At 38.8% G+C, this 16,907-nt stretch carries 16 protein-coding genes; 2 read left to right on the top strand and 14 right to left on the bottom strand.

All coding sequences use genetic code 11. The annotated features are described in order from the left end of the window. Positions 1-39 precede the first annotated feature (39 nt). Positions 40-1,479 carry a metalloprotease TldD gene (tldD, locus tag ABD005_RS02430; protein ID WP_215979499.1) on the top strand — a complete coding sequence of 480 codons (1,440 nt, stop codon included), beginning with the start codon at positions 40-42 and terminating at the stop codon, positions 1,477-1,479. Positions 1,480-1,653: 174 nt separating this feature from the next. Here tldD and ABD005_RS02425 read toward each other — a convergent pair whose 3' ends face one another. Both ABD005_RS02425 and yjgA read right to left on the bottom strand, forming a co-directional pair. Beyond that, on the bottom strand, positions 1,654-4,674 hold the full coding sequence (locus tag ABD005_RS02425) for a M6 family metalloprotease domain-containing protein (protein ID WP_343814563.1): 3,021 nt from the start codon (positions 4,672-4,674) through the stop codon (positions 1,654-1,656). A gap of 59 nt (positions 4,675-4,733) precedes the next feature. Continuing rightward, the gene (gene yjgA / locus ABD005_RS02420; RefSeq protein ID WP_215979497.1) at positions 4,734-5,246 is read right to left on the bottom strand and encodes a ribosome biogenesis factor YjgA; all 513 of its coding nucleotides are present in this window, start codon (positions 5,244-5,246) and stop codon (positions 4,734-4,736) included. A gap of 144 nt (positions 5,247-5,390) precedes the next feature. Between yjgA and pmbA the strand changes: the two genes are divergently transcribed. Further along, the gene (pmbA, locus tag ABD005_RS02415; RefSeq protein WP_215979496.1) at positions 5,391-6,752 is read left to right on the top strand and encodes a metalloprotease PmbA; all 1,362 of its coding nucleotides are present in this window, start codon (positions 5,391-5,393) and stop codon (positions 6,750-6,752) included. A gap of 317 nt (positions 6,753-7,069) precedes the next feature. On the opposite strand, the gene mgtE is transcribed toward pmbA, so the two are convergent. The 12 genes from mgtE to ABD005_RS02355 form a co-directional block, all read right to left on the bottom strand. Further along, the gene (gene mgtE / locus ABD005_RS02410; RefSeq protein WP_343814560.1) at positions 7,070-8,428 is read right to left on the bottom strand and encodes a magnesium transporter; all 1,359 of its coding nucleotides are present in this window, start codon (positions 8,426-8,428) and stop codon (positions 7,070-7,072) included. A gap of 174 nt (positions 8,429-8,602) precedes the next feature. After that, complete coding sequence (locus ABD005_RS02405) at positions 8,603-8,878, bottom strand: HPr family phosphocarrier protein (protein ID WP_215980158.1); 276 nt, start codon at positions 8,876-8,878, stop codon at positions 8,603-8,605. Between the two features lie 67 nt (positions 8,879-8,945). Continuing rightward, positions 8,946-9,800, bottom strand: coding sequence for an RNase adapter RapZ (gene rapZ / locus ABD005_RS02400; protein WP_215980159.1), 855 nt, complete (start codon positions 9,798-9,800; stop codon positions 8,946-8,948). Positions 9,801-9,829: 29 nt separating this feature from the next. After that, a complete protein-coding gene (ptsN, locus tag ABD005_RS02395; RefSeq protein WP_215980160.1) occupies positions 9,830-10,282 on the bottom strand; it encodes a PTS IIA-like nitrogen regulatory protein PtsN in 453 nt (150 codons plus the stop codon). 88 nt (positions 10,283-10,370) lie between these two features. Then, complete coding sequence (hpf, locus tag ABD005_RS02390; RefSeq protein ID WP_215980161.1) at positions 10,371-10,658, bottom strand: ribosome hibernation promoting factor; 288 nt, start codon at positions 10,656-10,658, stop codon at positions 10,371-10,373. Positions 10,659-10,683: 25 nt separating this feature from the next. Beyond that, on the bottom strand, positions 10,684-12,198 hold the full coding sequence (locus ABD005_RS02385) for an RNA polymerase factor sigma-54 (RefSeq protein ID WP_215980162.1): 1,515 nt from the start codon (positions 12,196-12,198) through the stop codon (positions 10,684-10,686). Positions 12,199-12,294: 96 nt separating this feature from the next. Beyond that, positions 12,295-13,029 carry an LPS export ABC transporter ATP-binding protein gene (lptB, locus tag ABD005_RS02380; protein ID WP_425544876.1) on the bottom strand — a complete coding sequence of 245 codons (735 nt, stop codon included), beginning with the start codon at positions 13,027-13,029 and terminating at the stop codon, positions 12,295-12,297. Further along, entirely contained in the window at positions 13,016-13,666 is a 651-nt protein-coding gene (gene lptA / locus ABD005_RS02375) for a lipopolysaccharide transport periplasmic protein LptA (protein ID WP_343814552.1), read from the bottom strand. Before lptA ends, lptB begins: the two co-directional genes overlap by 14 nt. Further along, positions 13,659-14,225, bottom strand: coding sequence for an LPS export ABC transporter periplasmic protein LptC (lptC, locus tag ABD005_RS02370; protein ID WP_215980165.1), 567 nt, complete (start codon positions 14,223-14,225; stop codon positions 13,659-13,661). Before lptC ends, lptA begins: the two co-directional genes overlap by 8 nt. Further along, on the bottom strand, positions 14,222-14,767 hold the full coding sequence (gene kdsC, locus ABD005_RS02365; protein WP_215980166.1) for a 3-deoxy-manno-octulosonate-8-phosphatase KdsC: 546 nt from the start codon (positions 14,765-14,767) through the stop codon (positions 14,222-14,224). The genes lptC and kdsC overlap by 4 nt, the downstream gene beginning before the upstream one ends. Then, on the bottom strand, positions 14,768-15,733 hold the full coding sequence (locus tag ABD005_RS02360) for a KpsF/GutQ family sugar-phosphate isomerase (protein WP_343814547.1): 966 nt from the start codon (positions 15,731-15,733) through the stop codon (positions 14,768-14,770). A 74-nt stretch (positions 15,734-15,807) separates the two neighbouring features. After that, the gene (locus tag ABD005_RS02355) at positions 15,808-16,779 is read right to left on the bottom strand and encodes a calcium/sodium antiporter (RefSeq protein ID WP_343814544.1); all 972 of its coding nucleotides are present in this window, start codon (positions 16,777-16,779) and stop codon (positions 15,808-15,810) included. Positions 16,780-16,907 lie beyond the last annotated feature (128 nt).

Raw genomic sequence — 16,907 nt, 5'->3', positions numbered from 1 at the left:
TGAAATACATAATAAGCATACAAGTCGAGTTAATACCTAATGAATAATGTTGAACAAGCCTTATTAGCTAATAGTAAAATTGATGATGAAATACTAACCAATACCTTAGCTAGCATGATGGGGCGACAAGTTGATTTTGCTGATTTTTATTTTCAATCAAGCCAGCATGAATCCTGGGTGCTAGAAGACGGTATTGTTAAAGAAGGCTCTTATAATATTGAGCGCGGTGTTGGTGTACGAGCTATTTCGGGTGAGAAAACTGGTTTTGCTTACTCTGATGATATTTCTCCGCTGGCTTTGCAAAAAGCTGCTGATGCTGCAAAAGGCATTGCTGATAGTGGCCAAGGAGCAAGTGTTAAAGCTTTTTCGCGCCAATCACCAATAAAAATGTACCAATCAGTCGAACCGCTAGGTAGTTTAACCCAAGAGCAAAAAATTAGTTTATTGCACGAAGTAGAAGCCCATGCTCGTCAAGTTGATAGCCGAGTAACTCAAGTTATCGCCAGCTTATCTGGGGTTTATGAAGAGGTACTAGTTGTTGCAACCGACGGTACTTATGGTACCGATATTCGCCCGTTAGTACGTTTAAATTGTTCCGTATTGGTAGAAGCTAATGGTAAGCGCGAGCGTGCTAGTGCAGGCGGTGGTGCCAGAACCGATTACAGTTATTTTTTTGAAGTAGAAAACAACAAAGCTCGATATTTAGCTTACGCTGAAGAAGCGGTACGCCAAGCATTAGTTAATTTAGTGGCCATTGATGCGCCAGCAGGCAGCTTTCCTGTCGTTCTAGGAGCTGGCTGGCCAGGTGTATTGTTACATGAAGCAGTTGGGCATGGTTTAGAAGGAGACTTCAACCGTAAAGGGTCATCTGCTTTTTCTGGTAAAGTAGGTCAACAGGTTGCTTCTGAATTATGTACTATTGTTGATGATGGCACCTTAGCTAATCGTCGAGGCTCATTAACGATTGATGATGAAGGCACGCCTGCGCAATATAATATGCTGATTGAGAAGGGCATTTTAAAAGGTTACATGCAAGATAAGCATAACGCATCACTCATGGGAGTAAAACCTACGGGTAATGGTCGTCGAGAGTCTTATGCTCATTTACCTATGCCACGTATGACTAATACGTATATGTTGGCAGGTGAGTCAGATCCAGCAGATATTATTAAGTCGGTTAAAAAAGGCATTTACGCACCAAACTTCGCTGGTGGTCAGGTGGATATTACATCAGGTAAATTTGTCTTTACTAGCTCTGAAGCTTATTTAATTGAAAATGGTGAAATTACCTCACCAGTAAAAGGGGCAACCTTAATTGGTAGTGGTCCTGAAGCAATGAAAAAAGTCAGCATGGTCGGTAATGATTTAAAATTAGACGCAGGTGTTGGTATTTGTGGTAAAGATGGTCAAAGCGTTCCTGTGGGCGTTGGTCAACCTAGTTTAAAAATTGATGAAATGACTATTGGTGGTACGCAGTAATATTTAAGCTGAACTCGGGATAATAAATTTATCCCAAGTGATTATTTTTATTACTAACTGCGTTGGATTTATGTGCAATAAACTTGCTATTGCCCCCTAAACCCGCCTTACATAGAGAAAAGGGAAATAGTGGTTACTATTTCCCTTTTTATTTGCCTGATTGTTAATGTAGCATTAACAGCGAAGCCAGGTTTTCAATAATGTGCGCTGTCTATAGATGAGCATTATTAATAATAAGTAGGCGATGTTGCTTGAGCCACCTGAGGAGCTGCTTTGAGTGCTTGCTGGCTTTGTTGCTATTGGTTGATCGTCGTCATTCACTATAGTTACCGCCAAGTTTTGTTCCTCGCCAACTAAGTGCTCACTGGTTAATGATATGGTGAAGTTTTTATTGGCTTCATAAATACTGTTGTCGATAAGCGTTAACACGAAGGTGTGTGATGCAAAATTAGCTGGCATTATTATTTCTTCATTAATGCCGTGGTAATCCTGTCCCTCAATAGCACTGCCATCATGGGTTGCTATGCTAAAGGTTATTTCATCATCTACACCGTCAATACGCTCAACGGTAAATTCATAGGTTCCATCGTCTTCATTAATTGAGGTGTTGCTTTGACTAAACTGTACTTTACCTCGAAATTCATTATCTTGAATGAAAAGGTAGGCATTCGTTTTTTCAGTATCTTCGCTGATAACATCTTGGCCTGAAATCGATAAATATAACGCTTTGTCGCCATCAGCTAAAAAGTCATCTTGAATAGTCAGTGTGACACTTTTTATTAACTCGCCCGCTAAAAACGTAACTTGGTTTTGTGTTAGCGCTATGTAATCTTGGCCAATTACGGCATTTTCTGACACAACATCTAAATTAACAACTGACTCTTCGCCATTATCGTATGATCGTTCGATCGAAAAGGTAATATCTGTATGGCGCTCAGTTTGAATACTACCGTCAATATTAGCAATAGTAATAGAAACAGGTTCAATGCTATTGTCTACTTCAAAATAGGCTAAATACTGACTCATTACTTTAACTTGTAAGTGCGTAGGTAGCCAAGCAAACATGCCTGTACTCACCATAACATTAGCCTGTGCAATGGTTTTAGTTACTGTATTACTAATATCAAAAGTATTAGCACGTTGAATAAACCATAAACTATTATTGGTAGGGTTATTATCGCTATGAACCAGCTCATGGAAAATGAAATAGCTGTCAGGAGTTGACATAGTTACGCCGCTAACAATTGAATTTTCAGCGCCATATATTGTGGCGACATTTTGTGAAAACTGCCAGGTCGCCTCAATACCAAAATTTTGCCATTGCTGGTTATGTAAGTCTCTGTTCCAAAACCATTCACTATTTTCAAAATAGAGGTGGCCACCAGCGTTCACATAGTTGGTTAAGCGGCTAAATTGCTCATCTGATAATGGCTGAGTATTGTGAGCACTAATAAACATTGCTGGTGTATTAGTTGGTGAAACCATGGGAATATCATTTAAGCTTAATGTTGGTATAGTGAAGCGCTCTAACACTGAAGATAAGCTTGTGTCAGTTGCTAAATTGACCACCACTAATCCCTCATTATATTGAAGGTTTAATGCTGAAATACTCGCGCTGCCTTTTGCCGTTGCTGTATATGCTTCAACGAGAATATCAACAGTACTAACGCTGATATCTGCTTTGCTAAAGTCCATTTGATAAGGAGCTTGTGTGTCTTCTTCGATTAATTGACCATTAATGAAAAATTTTACGTTAGTGATAGGTTCAGTAGAATCAATATTTGCAGTAATGGTATTGTTTTCGCTTAATGCTTCTAAGTTTTTTATGCCTGATAAACTAACCAAAGGCGTATTAACAATCGCGGCAGATAAATTAATGATGTTAGCGCTTTTTTCAATAGCCGTTATCTCTACAGCTGAGTTACTTGTTTTATAGCCTTGGCTGCTTGGTGTTGATAAAGAGGTCAGTTCATGGCCAGGTTGGTAATAGTCAAATTCATCAGCAGACAATAATCGAATTAAATTATGCGCAGTGTAGCTGTTATCAAATTCAAAGTTGTTGTATTTAATATTGGCATCAACGTGCCAAATAAGTAGCCCTTCACCAGACATATGCTTATCGTTGCCTTGTTTATCACGGTGCTGAACAACAAAGTACTCACTTAAGGCATTTTCTGCAGTTAACCCCGGCATTATCATTAAGGCATCTTTGCTTGTGCTTGACGGTTTTAAGCTAATACTCTGTTGGCCTGTGCCGATAAATGTTGGCTCAATCCAACCGAGTAAAAATTTTGAAAAAGCATTATGATCACCTAAGTTATTACGCATCATATCTGAGACAGGAAACTCGATAGGAGCCCCTACTGAGCTGTCGTAATCGTAATAATCAGGTAAGCCTAAGGCATGACCTGTTTCGTGAATTAATACTTGAGGATCAAAGTCATCAGTAGCATTGTTATGACTTAGCCATTGCCATGAATAGGTAGCTAGAGTTTTGCCTGATAAAATAAAGCTGTCATCGTAAATTTTGGTTTGATGACCCCACCATTGACTTGCCCACTCACCAACTTCACCGGTCCAAATAACAGAAAAATAGTCAATAATGCCATCGTTATCATTATCATATTGGCTAAAGTCGACACCTTGCTGTTCATAATAACGCAGGGCTTCTTTGATAACATCGGCCTCACCTGTAACTTCATCGCGAGTGTAAGGGGTAATATACCAATCGAGTACTTCACCAGTAATTTCAAGTTGTTCATAAGATGAACGGTAATAGAAGTTTGTTAAACTCTCATTAGGAAAACGATCAGGGTCGCCATCGCCGTAGATATGATTATAAATCACATCAGCAGATTGATGTTCAGGAGGTAATGCATCTGAAAAAGCTAATAGTAACGTAAAAGTTTTCTGGGTGCCGCTACTACCAAAACCATTTTTCCAAGGAGTAATACTTGTGGCAGCGCCTATATTCTTGGTATTACTTTGGCCAATGCTAGCGTGTTTTGACTGTAATAAATTAGGGTTTACTTGGTCATTAGCAAAGCCTTTGGCTTTGCTAATTCTCTCTTGTAAAGTACCTTGCTGTTTATAGCGTTCTAATTGCGCTTTAGTCGGAGGCTGTAAAGCGAATACAGAAAACGAAATAAGTGAAAGAGCGATAAATATCGCTCTAATAGTGTGAGATAAGTTCAACAGCATGGTTCCTTATAGTCTGTCTATACTCCCTTAGAACATTGGGAGCGTTGTAATTTTTAGCTATGTTCTTTAAGGTAAGCAAATAAATTTTTGTAATGCTTGCCTATTTTCTCAGCTTTCTTTTCTTTGGCAGCATGACGTACTAATTGTTTTAACTTTTGTCGTTCCATTGAGGAAAACTCAGTTAATGCTTGCTCTACAGCGTCGTTGCCATTGTCAATTAACTCATCTCTAAGAGTTTCTAAGTAAACAAACTTAGCGGTTTCTTGTTGATGTTTGTTTGCCATCACTTCAATAGCATGATGAATAGGCTCTAAATCTGTTTCTAATAATATTTTGGCAATATGACGAATATGACGACGTAATGCTTCATGCTTGTTAGTGATTTTATCAGCAAGCACCATGGCATCTTTTAAATCATCACTTAAAGGTAACCGACTGCGCTGGTGCTTAGACATTTCAACTAAGCTTTGAGCAAAGTCTTGCAATTTATGCATTTCACGCTTTATTTCGGTTTTACTTTTTAATTCTTCTTCTAATTCATCGATCTCATTGACTGACTGGGGCATAATAACGCTTAATACAATTAATAATAAATTACCCTTATTATACCATTAAATTTTCATTATTCTAAAGCAGTAACTAAGTGTTGAATAACGCTAGTTATTACTAAGCGAAAGTTGAAATTAAGCCGAGAGAAAGTAGATATTAATATGACTAAAGCCAATAAATCTGATGATCAATTAAGCCAAAAACTTCACGAGGTAAAGCTTAGAGTTGCCAAAGTACTTGAGTTAGCTGAATCGTTAGGTGCAGATGGCGCCGAAGTGGCAATGAGTCGTCAAGAAGGCTTAAGTGTTAGTACGCGTATGGGTGAAGTTGAAAATGTTGAATTTACCAATGATGGCGGTTTAGGTATTACTGTTTATCAGCAAGGTAGAAAGGGTAGTGCTTCTACGGCTGATTTATCAGAAGCGGCATTAACTAAAACGGTACAGGCAGCGGTTAATATTGCCAAATACACTTCTGTTGATAGTTGCTCTGGTTTAGCTGATAAATCATTATTAGCAATGTCACCACAAGATTTAGATTTATATCATCCTAAAGCGCTAACTACTGAAGAAGCTATTGAAATCGCTAAAGAGTGTGAGCATAGTGCTTTATCGGTAGATAAAAGAATTACTAATTCAGATGGCGCGAGTTTAGATAGCTTTGCAGGCTTTAAGGTTTATGGTAATAGTCACGGCCAATTAGTCGGCTATAAAAGTACACGTCATAGCTTAAGTTGTGTTGTTATTGCTAGTGACGGTGAAGATATGCAACGCGACTATGCTTATAGCGTAAACCGCGATTTTTCATTACTTAATAGTGCGAAAAATATCGGTATCGAGGCTTCACAAGAAGTGCTTTCACGTTTAAATGGTCAACAAATTGCAACGGCTAAAGTACCCGTATTATTTAGAGCTGATATTGCGAATACTGTTTGGGGACATTTTATTTCCGCAATTAGTGGCGGTAACTTATATCGTAAATCGTCATTTTTACTGGATGCCTTAGGGGATGATGTTTTCCCGAAGTTTTTAAATATTAGTGAGCGTCCTCATATCGCCAAAGGTTTGGCAAGTAGCTCTTTTGATAGCGAAGGTGTTGCAACTATCGACAGAGAAATTATCACGCAAGGTGCACTACAAACGTATTTATTAACGAGCTACTCTGCCCGTAAGTTAGGTTTGCAAACTACAGGTCATGCTGGTGGTATTCATAATTGGTTGGTTGAAGCGCAAGGCCATTCAGGAGATTTCGATGCCATGCTTAAAACCTTAGGCACAGGTTTACTAGTTACTGAATTAATGGGCCAAGGTGTTAACGTCGTTAATGGTGATTACTCACGTGGCGCGGCAGGGTTTTGGGTTGAAAATGGTGAAATAGCTTATCCAGTGAGTGAGATCACTATTGCGGGTAATTTAGCGCAAATGTTTAAAGGCATTGTGGCTGTTGGCTCTGATGTGGATAACCGTGGCAGCATTAAAACCGGTTCTATTTTAATTGATGAAATGCAAATAGCAGGTCATTAACTCCAGACACTGATAATAGAGAAAAAACATAGTAAAACGCCGATGACAGTCTCATATCATCGGCGTTTTTAGTTAATCTGAACTCGGTTTAATAGATATTTAACAAGTTGAAATATCAGCAAAAATTACTTTTCTGAATCGCTGGATTGATAGTTTTTCTTCTTTTTATATGATAAGCAAGGCAAACTTCGCGTCAATAGCTGGCCCATTGCAAGTAAATTTGACGAAGAAGCTAGGAAAAGTAGCTGCTAGAGAAACATTTGTTAAGCCGAACTCTGGTTGGTTAAGATAAAGCAGTAGCTAATGCTTACGGCTGTTTACACTAAAAACAAGGTGGCAGTCCCTAAAAAGGCAAAAATACCAACAACATCGGTAACCGTGGTAATAATTACACTTCCCGCTAAGGCTGGATCTATATTCATCCGCTTTAACAGTAGCGGAATAGCAACCCCAGCCAAACCAGCCGCTGTCATATTCATTAACATCGCAAAGGCGATAACGCCGCCTAGCATTAAATCTTGTTTCCAAATCGCCACTACACTGGCAATCAGCACTGCCCAAATAATGCCATTTAAAAAGCCAATAGCAACCTCTTTATTTAGTAATGCTCTGGCGTTACTACCACCGACATGACCAAGTGCCATACCGCGTATAACAAGTGTTAGGGTTTGGTTACCAGCAACACCACCCATGCTTGGCACCAAAGAATTCAGTACCGCTAAAATGGCGAGTTGTTGAAAAACCCCTTCAAACATGCTGGTAACTGCAACCGCAAGTAGTGCAGTAATCAGGTTAACGCCAAGCCATAATGAGCGTTGTTTAGTACTTTTAATAACGGGCGCAAAGGTGTCGGCCTCATCATCTAAACCTGCCATACTCATCATTGAGTGCTCGGCATTTTCACGAATAATATCAACCACATCATCAATGGTGATACGACCTAATAGATGCCCTTCTTCATCAATGACCGGCGCTGAAAACCAATCGTGTCGCTCAAATAATTGGGCAACATCTTGCTCGTGCATATCGGCTTGTACCGCTTCAATTTCGGCATTAATTAAGGTTTTTATAATTACATTAGCCTTAGCGGTAACAAGAGCCGCTAAAGACACTGCGCCAATAAAGCGATTATCTCGATTAACAACATAGAAGGAGTCGGTAGACTCAGGTAGCTCGCCTTTAAGGCGTAAATAACGTAATACTACATCAACGCTTACATCAGGACGTAAGGTGATTGTATCGGTATTCATAATACCGCCAGCGGTATCTTCTTCGTATGAGAGTGCTGCTTCAACTCGACTCCGATCTTGGGAGTCCATCGAATTTAAAACTTGCTTAAATACAGCATCAGGTAGTGTACGTAGTACTTCAGCAAGATCATCTACGTCCATGCCTTCGGCAACAGCAGCAAGCTTTTCGGGCTGCATGCTTTTAAGAATACCTTTTCGTACTTCTTCGTTAAGTTCTTCGAGTACCTCGCCGTGAAAGTCTGGGTCGATAAGTTGCCATAATACAGGGCGGCTCTTAGTGGTTGAAGATTCTAATATCAGAGCGAGGTCATAAGCGGGCATATGTTGCAAAAGTTTGCGAACATAAACAAACATGCCGCTACCTAATGCTTCATTAACTTGCTGTAATTTTTTTTGACTGTAATCTTGCTCTGATATCTCTGGCATAGCGGCCCTGCTCGTTAGTTCTAGCGGTCTTAAGGTATCGCTTTAACTAAAGCGAATATTTAGTTGTGGGAAGGTCTCCTTGGAAGTTGTACTAAGTTTATCGTAACGTAGTGTTTTTATCAGCTATTCTGTGATTATTTATTATAAATTATGCAATAAAATTTGTGGCTTAGCTTATTCATCTTCGTCAAATTTATCAGATATTAGCTGGCATATTTCTGCTAAAGCAAGCTCTGCATCATCACCTGTTGCGGTTATATTAACCGACTTACCTTTTCCGCCAGCGAGTAACATCAACGCCATAATACTGTTTGCATTCGCTTCTTTCTGATTTAATTCTAAGGTGATATCAGCACTAAATTTTTGACTTAATTGGGCGAGTTTGGTTGCGGCTCTTGCATGTAAACCTAGTTTATTACAAATAGTGACGGTTTGTTGGTGAGTGGTCATAAATCTTCCTTATTACTCAATGATTAATGTCGCTATTTCTTGCTAACCATAGCTAAAGCTGGCCTATTTAGGTTGATTTTACGTCGATATCTCGGTGATGAGTTTGTACATCATCACGCTCTTTGCGGAAGTTTTTTGCTAATAATTCTGCAATATACACTGAACGATGTTTACCACCGGTACAACCTATTGCTATGGTGACATAGCTACGATTATTGCGCTCTAAGTGTGGTAACCAGGTCATCATAAAGCTATTTATTTGCCAAACAAACTTAGTGACTATGGGCTGACTTGCTAGAAAGTCTTTCACCTCTTGGTTTTGACCTGTGTGCTCTTTTAAATTTTTTTCCCAAAAAGGGTTCGGCAAAAATCGTGCATCAAATACATAATCAGCATCAACGGGGATGCCATGTTTAAAGCCAAAGGATTGAAAAACAAGTACCATAGTACCGGTTTTCTTACCTAAAATGCGCTCCCTTACTAAGTCAGCTAGTTGGTGTGGAGATAATTGACTGGTATTAATGTATAAATCAGCACTCACTGAAATTGGTTCGAGTAATTTTTTCTCTAAGGTAATTGCTTGATCTAGTGCTAAGTTTTCTTTAATCAGTGGGTGAAGACGACGGGTTTCACTGAAGCGGCGAATTAAATCGTTATCATCAGCATCAAGAAATAAAGTGGTTACGTCAACCGCTTTGGGTAAGTACGCGATTATTTCTGGAATATCTTGTGGATCTTTCGGTAAATTACGTACATCTAAACTAACCGCAACAGTTTCATAATCGTTAATTACGGTATGAGTTAAGGCCGGTAATAAGTTTACCGGTATGTTATCAACGCAATAATAACCTAAATCTTCAAGCACTCTTAGCGCAACCGATTTACCTGATCCTGAGCGGCCACTGACGATAATTAATTTCATTTTACGCTTTCCCCACAACTCATTAGCGTTTAACTTGCTTGTTGAATAACATCGAACAGTTCTTGGTTGCTAGTGCACTTACGGACATTCTTTATGACCTTTTTATCACTAAATAATTTAGCAATACTTTGTAGCGTATTAAGGTGCTCTTGGCAGCTATCTTCAGGAACAAATAGACTGATAAAAACATCGACACTGCGGTTGTCAATAGCATCAAAGTCAATGGCGTTTTCGGTTGTAACTAGTACCGCCACCGCTTTACTGCTATTTGGCAAACGACCATGAGGTATCGCTATGCCATTTCCGATACCTGTGCTACCCATTTTTTCTCTATCAAGCAAACTATCGAGTAGTTCGTCTTGATCGAGCTCGGTAACCTTATTAGCGGCTAATTGGCAAATCTCTTCTAAAATTCGCTTTTTACTGGTGGTTTTTATTGCACATAAGGTACAGTCGAGGGTTAAAATCTCTGATAATTTCATAAATTGCTAAAAGTAAGTGGAAGAGCCCATAGATTGGGCTCTTATATTAAGGTGATTTAAGGCTTTATGCTACGCGACTTTTGTCGAATTAATGTTGCGCTGCTTTACCTTTGTGTTTAAGAATTTGCCTATCTAGCTTATCAACTAAAGTATCAATCGCGGCATACATGTCAGTATTAATAGCCGAAGCGAATACTTCACCGCCTTTTATATGAAGGTTTGCCTCTGCTTTTTGTTCAAGCTTTTCAACGGTTAAGATAACATGAGAGTTATTTATTTGATCAAAATGTCGCTCTAGCTTAGTAAACTTAGTATTTACATACTCACGAAGCGCATCAGTAATGTCGACATGGTGACCGGTAAGATTGATTTGCATAAGCGTTATCCTTTTGATGAGTTACTTAAAGTAAGCTTTTTCGTTGATTTGAAGGAGGAATAGATAATGACTCTCTATATTTAGCTATTGTGCGTCTTGCAACGTTAATACCTTGTTCGGCTAATAAGTCAGCCATTTTACTATCACTCAACGGTTTAGCAGGTGTTTCTGCCAAAATAAGTTTCTTGATTAGCGATCTTATTGCTGTAGAAGAACACTCTCCACCATTCTCAGTACTGACATGGCTTGAAAAGAAGTATTTAAGCTCAAAAATACCACGAGGGGTGTGCATGTATTTTTGCGTGGTAACACGTGAAATGGTTGACTCATGCATTTCAACGGCTTCGGCAATATCGTTCAGAACCATTGGACGCATAGCTTCTGGACCATGCTCTAAAAAGCCTTGCTGGCGTTGTACAATACAGTTCGAAACTTTTAATAAAGTATCATTGCGCGATTCTAAACTTTTTATAAACCATTTTGCATCTTGTAAATTGGCACGAATGAATTGCCCATCAGTAGAGGACTTCATACTCTTGCTCATTGCAGCATATTGCTGATTTATGCTGAGCTTAGGTGCGGTATCTGAATTTAGTTCAACCACCCAACGACCATTTTTTTTCTCAACGGAAACATCAGGAATAACATACTGATCATCGCCAGTAATAACCGCATCACCTGGTCGAGGGTTTAAGCTCTGAATTAAGCGCATTACTTCACGTAATTGATCTTCTTTTAATTTCGTTTTGCGCATTAATTGGCGGTAATCTCTATTGCCAAGTAAATCAATATGCTCGCTAATAATTTTCTTACTTTCAGCTAAATAAGGAGTGTTTTTATCAAACTGGTTTAATTGAATGAGTAAACACTCAGGTATTGAGCGTGCTGCTACGCCGACAGGATCAAACATATTGATGCGTTTTAATACTGCTTCAACTTCATCTAATTCGACGTCTTCAATACCAACACTTTCTAGAATATCTTCTGAGGAAACCGTTAAGTAGCCAGCGTCATCTACCGCTTCAATAATGGCGGTTGCAATAGTGCGGTCGGTATCTGAAAAAGGGGTTAATTCCATTTGCCATAACAAATGACCTTGAATTGAGTCGGTCGTTTCTCCTTGGTAAGTGTAATCTTCACTTGCGCTGCTCACAGCTCCTGTATTAGAAACGCCTGCGCTGTAACTTTCTTCCCAAGTAGTATCAATATTCAATTCTTCAGGAATATCACTTTTCTCTAGCGCTTCACTAGTACTTATTTCGTCAATATTAGCCTGTTGGTCTTCACTACCATCACTGCTGTTATTATCACTTTGTGCATCATTAGAGTTTGCAGAGAATGCATCTTCTAAACTATTTTTTTCGTCGTTGCTATCGCTTTGGCTGCTTTCGTCAATTTCTAATAATGGGTTGCTCTCTAGCACTTCTTGAATTTCTTGTTGTAACTCTAACGTTGATAATTGCAGGAGCTTGATAGCTTGCTGCAATTGTGGCGTCATGGTTAACTGTTGTCCAATACGGAGCTGTAATGTAGGGCGCATCGATGTTATGTGGTTTCCTGTTATTATTTTTAATGGTTATGATGTGACCAATAACCCATTGAACACGTTTTTCTACGATTCGGATTGATGCTATAACTATAGCGTGAATTGTTCGCCAAGGTATACATCTCTTACTTTTTGATTGGCAAGAATTTGATCCGCATCACCTTGAGCGATAATTTCACCATGACTAACAATATAAGCATGTTCACACACATCTAACGTTTCACGTACGTTATGATCAGTTATTAATACACCAATTCCTCGTTGCTTTAAGTGTATGATGATTTTTTTAATGTCGCCAACTGAAATCGGATCTACACCGGCAAAAGGCTCATCAAGTAAAATAAATTGTGGATCGGCGGCTAATGCTCGTGCTATTTCTACGCGTCGACGCTCACCACCAGATAAACTCATGCCCAAGTTATCGCGAATATGACAAATATTGAACTCTTCTAATAAGTGCTCTAGTTTTTCTAGGCGCTGTTGTTCGTTTAACTCTTTGCGTATTTGTAAAATAGCCATGATGTTATCAGTTACTGAAAGCTTGCGAAAAATTGATGCCTCTTGTGGTAAGTAACCGATACCTTGTCTTGCTCTTTCATGCATAGGCGATAATGTAACGTCTTGGTCGTTAAGTATTATTTGCCCATCATCGTTAGGTACAAGCCCTACTATCATGTAAAAAGAAGTGGTTTTTCCTGCTCCGTTAGGTCCAAGTAAGCCAACAATTTGCCCTGTACTGACGGCTAAGCTAACATCTTTAACAACTTGTCGGTCTTTGTATGACTTAGCAAGTCCACTAGCAACTAATGTATTAACCTTCGACACTTGAGTCACCTTCTTCTTTAGTCGCTTCTTCAGGTGCTTGCTCAGTAGTCTCACTGACTGTCTTTGGCTCTTTATCAAGGTCGCTTTTAGCTTTATCTTTTAGTGCTTTTTGTTTTTTCAGTAAGGTTGGCTGTAATATGGTGGTGACTGTTTCGTTATTATTACTTTCGGCTTCAAGTTTCTCACTTAATGTATTATAAATAATTTTGCTGCCGCTAACTTCGCTACCTGCTTGTTTTACTACGGCATTTCCTGCCACAGTAATTATATTTAAGCTTGGTTGATATTTTATTTCATCGGCTTGTAAGCTAATTAAGCTGCCATCTTCAAGCTCTTGCTGAAATAAAGCGGGAGAGCCTTTAGCTAAATAGACATCAGACTTTTCATCGCTGTTTTCATCTTTGTTACTAAAAACTTGTACTAAGTCTGCAGAAATCAAAATAGAGCCTTGTCTGATACTTACACTACCTAAGTAACTCGCTATTTTATTTTTTAAATCGGCAGCTGTTTTTTTAGAGTCAACGGTGATCTCTTGATTTAAGTCTTTTTTGGCAGCATAAACTACGTTAAGTGACGCTGTGAAAAACAAAGCGCTACCAAGTAATAAGCTAAGTGGCGTATTAAATTTTTTATTCATGATTTTTCTTATAAAGGGTACGTACATGTTCAGTTAGCGTCATCTGTTTAGTGTTTAAATCGATAATCAGTCCAGAACCATACATGGTAAAATCTTTACCGATTATTACAACGGTTTGATCTGAACTAATAATATTTGTATTTAAGTCTAGCTCTAAATACTTACAATGAACTTCTTCTATTAAACTATCTTGTTCGGTTGATTTTAAGCGAACACGGTGGTTCAACACGACTCGGTTATTTTTATATAATATTGCTTCTTTTGCACTCGCTTTCCAAGGTGCCTTACTACTTTTAGGGTATAACGTATAATTGGGTAACTCAAAGCGTGTTAATTCTTGCTTTGAATAATGCTCCATACGATCTGCCTCAATGGTATGAGATAATTTCCCTAAGTCAGTGTAGATATTACTTTTTAAAGCCTCGGCAATAAAGTCAGGTGTTTCTTCACTATCAATAATATCGTCTGGTTGAACAAGTTCTCCTTTCCAAACGATAATGCCATATATAGTGGCACTTAATACTAAAATAAAAAAGGCTAGGCTGTTTAACCTATTCATACACTAGCGCCCGTAACACATGTTAAGGTGTTTTGACTTTGCATGATTAAATCACATACTTCTCTTACTGCGCCAAAGCCACCGCGTGTAAATGTTATGTAATTTGCAGCTTGTAGTGTTAAAGGGTGAGCGTCTTGTACAGCTATGCCTAATCCTACCGCGTTAATACAGGCAATATCAGGTACATCGTCACCAATGTAAGCTATTTGCGTTAACGGTAAATTAAGTTCAGTTGCAAGAGCGGTTAACGCGGGTAATTTATCTTCTTGCCCTTGAATAATATGTTTAACATTTAAAGCCGTCATACGGTTTTTTACGATAGCTGAATTGCGGCCGGTAATTATTGCTACGGCTACACCAGAACTACCAAGTGACTTTATGCCTAAGCCGTCTTTGGTGTGAAAAGCTTTTAGTTCTTCACCATCATTACCTAAGTAAATACGGCCATCAGAAAAAACTCCATCGACATCGCACACTAATAGTTTTATGTTTTTAGCTTGTGCTAGAGTGTGACTGTTAACTTCGCCATATAGAGTATTCAATTACAGCACTCCTGATTTTAATAAGTCATGCATGTTCATTGCACCAATTGGTTGATTTAATTCATTGACGACAATTAAACCATTAATTTTATTATCTTCCATTACCTTTAACGCTTGCGCAGCTAACATATCAGCATGAGCTGTACGAGGTTTTTGGGTCATAACGCTAGCAATAGTATCGTGATGGATATTCACTTCTTCATCAAGAATACGGCGTAAGTCACCGTCGGTAAACAATCCTGTTAGGACATTATTTTTATTAACAACGGCGGTCATACCAAGACCTTTGAGCGACATTTCTACCAGTGCATCTTTAATAAAGGCAGTATCGGCAACCACAGGAATACGTTCTTCTTGATGCATAATATCTTCAAGGCGGAGTAATAAACGCTTACCTAAACTGCCACCAGGGTGTGATAAAGCAAAATCATCAGCGGTAAATCCTCGGGCATTGAGTAAAGCGACGGCAAGTGCGTCGCCCATTACTAAGGTTGCTGTGGTACTTGATGTTGGCGCTAAGCCAAGTGGGCATGCTTCGGTACTTACTTTAATACAAATATGAGTGTCGGCTAATTTAGCGAGAGTTGAATCTGCATTACCCGTCATAGAAATAAGCTTGGCACCAATACGTTTAATTACGGGAATAATTGCGAGTACTTCAACGGTTTCACCCGAATTTGAAATAGTTAACACTACGTCGTCGCTAGTAATCATACCTAAATCACCATGGCTGGCTTCACCTGGGTGAACAAAAAAAGCGGGAGTGCCCGTGCTGGCTAATGTTGCTGCTATTTTCCCGCCAATATGCCCAGACTTACCCATACCAATAACAATAACACGACCTTTACAGTGATACATTAGTTGGCAGGCAAGTTCAAAATCATCATTAATGTATTGTAATAATTCAGTAATCGCTTGCTGTTCTATATTGATCACATTTTTTGCTAATTGTTTAAAATTTTGCATGTTAGCTCGATTAATACCTGCTGATCCGTTAATAGTGATTCTGTTAAGGTGGCTTGTACAGTTAGCGATACTTTTTAATTAAATAGTAGCACTTGATAAGCCGCGAAACTGATTAATAATAAAGCCCCTTTACCACGGGTTATTCTAAAGTAACCTAACTTACGGCTAAAACATAAAATAAAGAGTAACAAAGTTACACCAAGCATGTAAGGCGCGTCACGTGTTGTTGCTAACGGGTCGATGTCTCCTGGTGCAATGAGTGCTGCAATTGGTAATACGGCTAAAATATTAAAAATATTGGAGCCAATAATATTTCCTAGTGCTAAGTCGTCTTCTTTTTTAATGATACTGGCAATGCAGGCAGCAAGTTCAGGCAAGCTAGTACCAATAGCAATAATAGTAAGTCCGATAACTAAATCGCTAATGCCAAACTCTTTGGCAATAAATACCGAGGATTCAACTAAATAACCTGCACTTAATGGCAATACTACCATACCGATAACTAGCCAAAATATTGATGATTTTAGCGGTGCAGCAGGTGGTACATCTTTTTCTGCTTCTAAAATTAAAGGATCATCACTGGGCTTATCTTTGGTTTTTTGTAGGGTAATAAACAGTAGCGCAAGAATGTAAATGGCAAAGCCAATAACTAAAATGACCCCTTCAATAAAACTAAAGTGTTGATCATAAAGCACATAATAAGCGAGCGCGGTAACGCCTAATATGAGTGGAATTTCTCGTTTAACGGTTTGAGATGAAACCGTTAATGGTTTTAATAACGCGGTAACCCCTAATACTAATGCAATATTGGTAATGTTTGAGCCAATAGCGTTACCAATAGCGGTATCAACATTACCTTGCAAAGAAGCTGTTGCCGCTACCATCATTTCAGGTGCTGATGATCCCATAGCTACAATGGTTAAACCGATAATCATAGGCGAAACGCCCAAGTTTCTCGCTAATGAAGAAGCGCCAAATACAAATTTGTCTGCACTCCAAACAAGTGCAACAAGGGCAAGTAATAAAATAATAATTTGTTCTAACATGATAACTCCACTTTCGTAAGGTTAAATTGTCGCTGGTTGTGAACTAAAACAAAAGCAAATAATGCCCGATGAAGAAAAAAAAAAGCAGATTGCTGCTGTTTTACGCAATTAACTCGCTAGCTAATGTA

The organism is Colwellia asteriadis, from assembly GCF_039523295.1.
Classification (GTDB): Bacteria; Pseudomonadota; Gammaproteobacteria; order Enterobacterales; family Alteromonadaceae; genus Colwellia; species Colwellia asteriadis.
Note: the sequence above shows the minus strand (reverse complement) of the source record. Positions and strands in the feature narration are given on the sequence as shown.

Bases quoted from the DNA above. Each gene is read 5' to 3' on its own strand.
- tldD (WP_215979499.1), top strand. From the start codon at position 40: ATGAATAATGTTGAACAAGCCTTATTAGCTAATAGTAAAATTGATGAT.
- yjgA (WP_215979497.1), bottom strand. From the start codon at position 5,246: ATGCCCCAGTCAGTCAATGAGATCGATGAATTAGAAGAAGAATTAAAA.
- pmbA (WP_215979496.1), top strand. From the start codon at position 5,391: ATGACTAAAGCCAATAAATCTGATGATCAATTAAGCCAAAAACTTCAC.
- mgtE (WP_343814560.1), bottom strand. From the start codon at position 8,428: ATGCCAGAGATATCAGAGCAAGATTACAGTCAAAAAAAATTACAGCAA.
- ABD005_RS02405 (WP_215980158.1), bottom strand. From the start codon at position 8,878: ATGACCACTCACCAACAAACCGTCACTATTTGTAATAAACTAGGTTTA.
- rapZ (WP_215980159.1), bottom strand. From the start codon at position 9,800: ATGAAATTAATTATCGTCAGTGGCCGCTCAGGATCAGGTAAATCGGTT.
- ptsN (WP_215980160.1), bottom strand. From the start codon at position 10,282: ATGAAATTATCAGAGATTTTAACCCTCGACTGTACCTTATGTGCAATA.
- hpf (WP_215980161.1), bottom strand. From the start codon at position 10,658: ATGCAAATCAATCTTACCGGTCACCATGTCGACATTACTGATGCGCTT.
- ABD005_RS02385 (WP_215980162.1), bottom strand. From the start codon at position 12,198: ATGCGCCCTACATTACAGCTCCGTATTGGACAACAGTTAACCATGACG.
- lptA (WP_343814552.1), bottom strand. From the start codon at position 13,666: ATGAATAAAAAATTTAATACGCCACTTAGCTTATTACTTGGTAGCGCT.
- lptC (WP_215980165.1), bottom strand. From the start codon at position 14,225: ATGAATAGGTTAAACAGCCTAGCCTTTTTTATTTTAGTATTAAGTGCC.
- ABD005_RS02360 (WP_343814547.1), bottom strand. From the start codon at position 15,733: ATGCAAAATTTTAAACAATTAGCAAAAAATGTGATCAATATAGAACAG.
- ABD005_RS02355 (WP_343814544.1), bottom strand. From the start codon at position 16,779: ATGTTAGAACAAATTATTATTTTATTACTTGCCCTTGTTGCACTTGTT.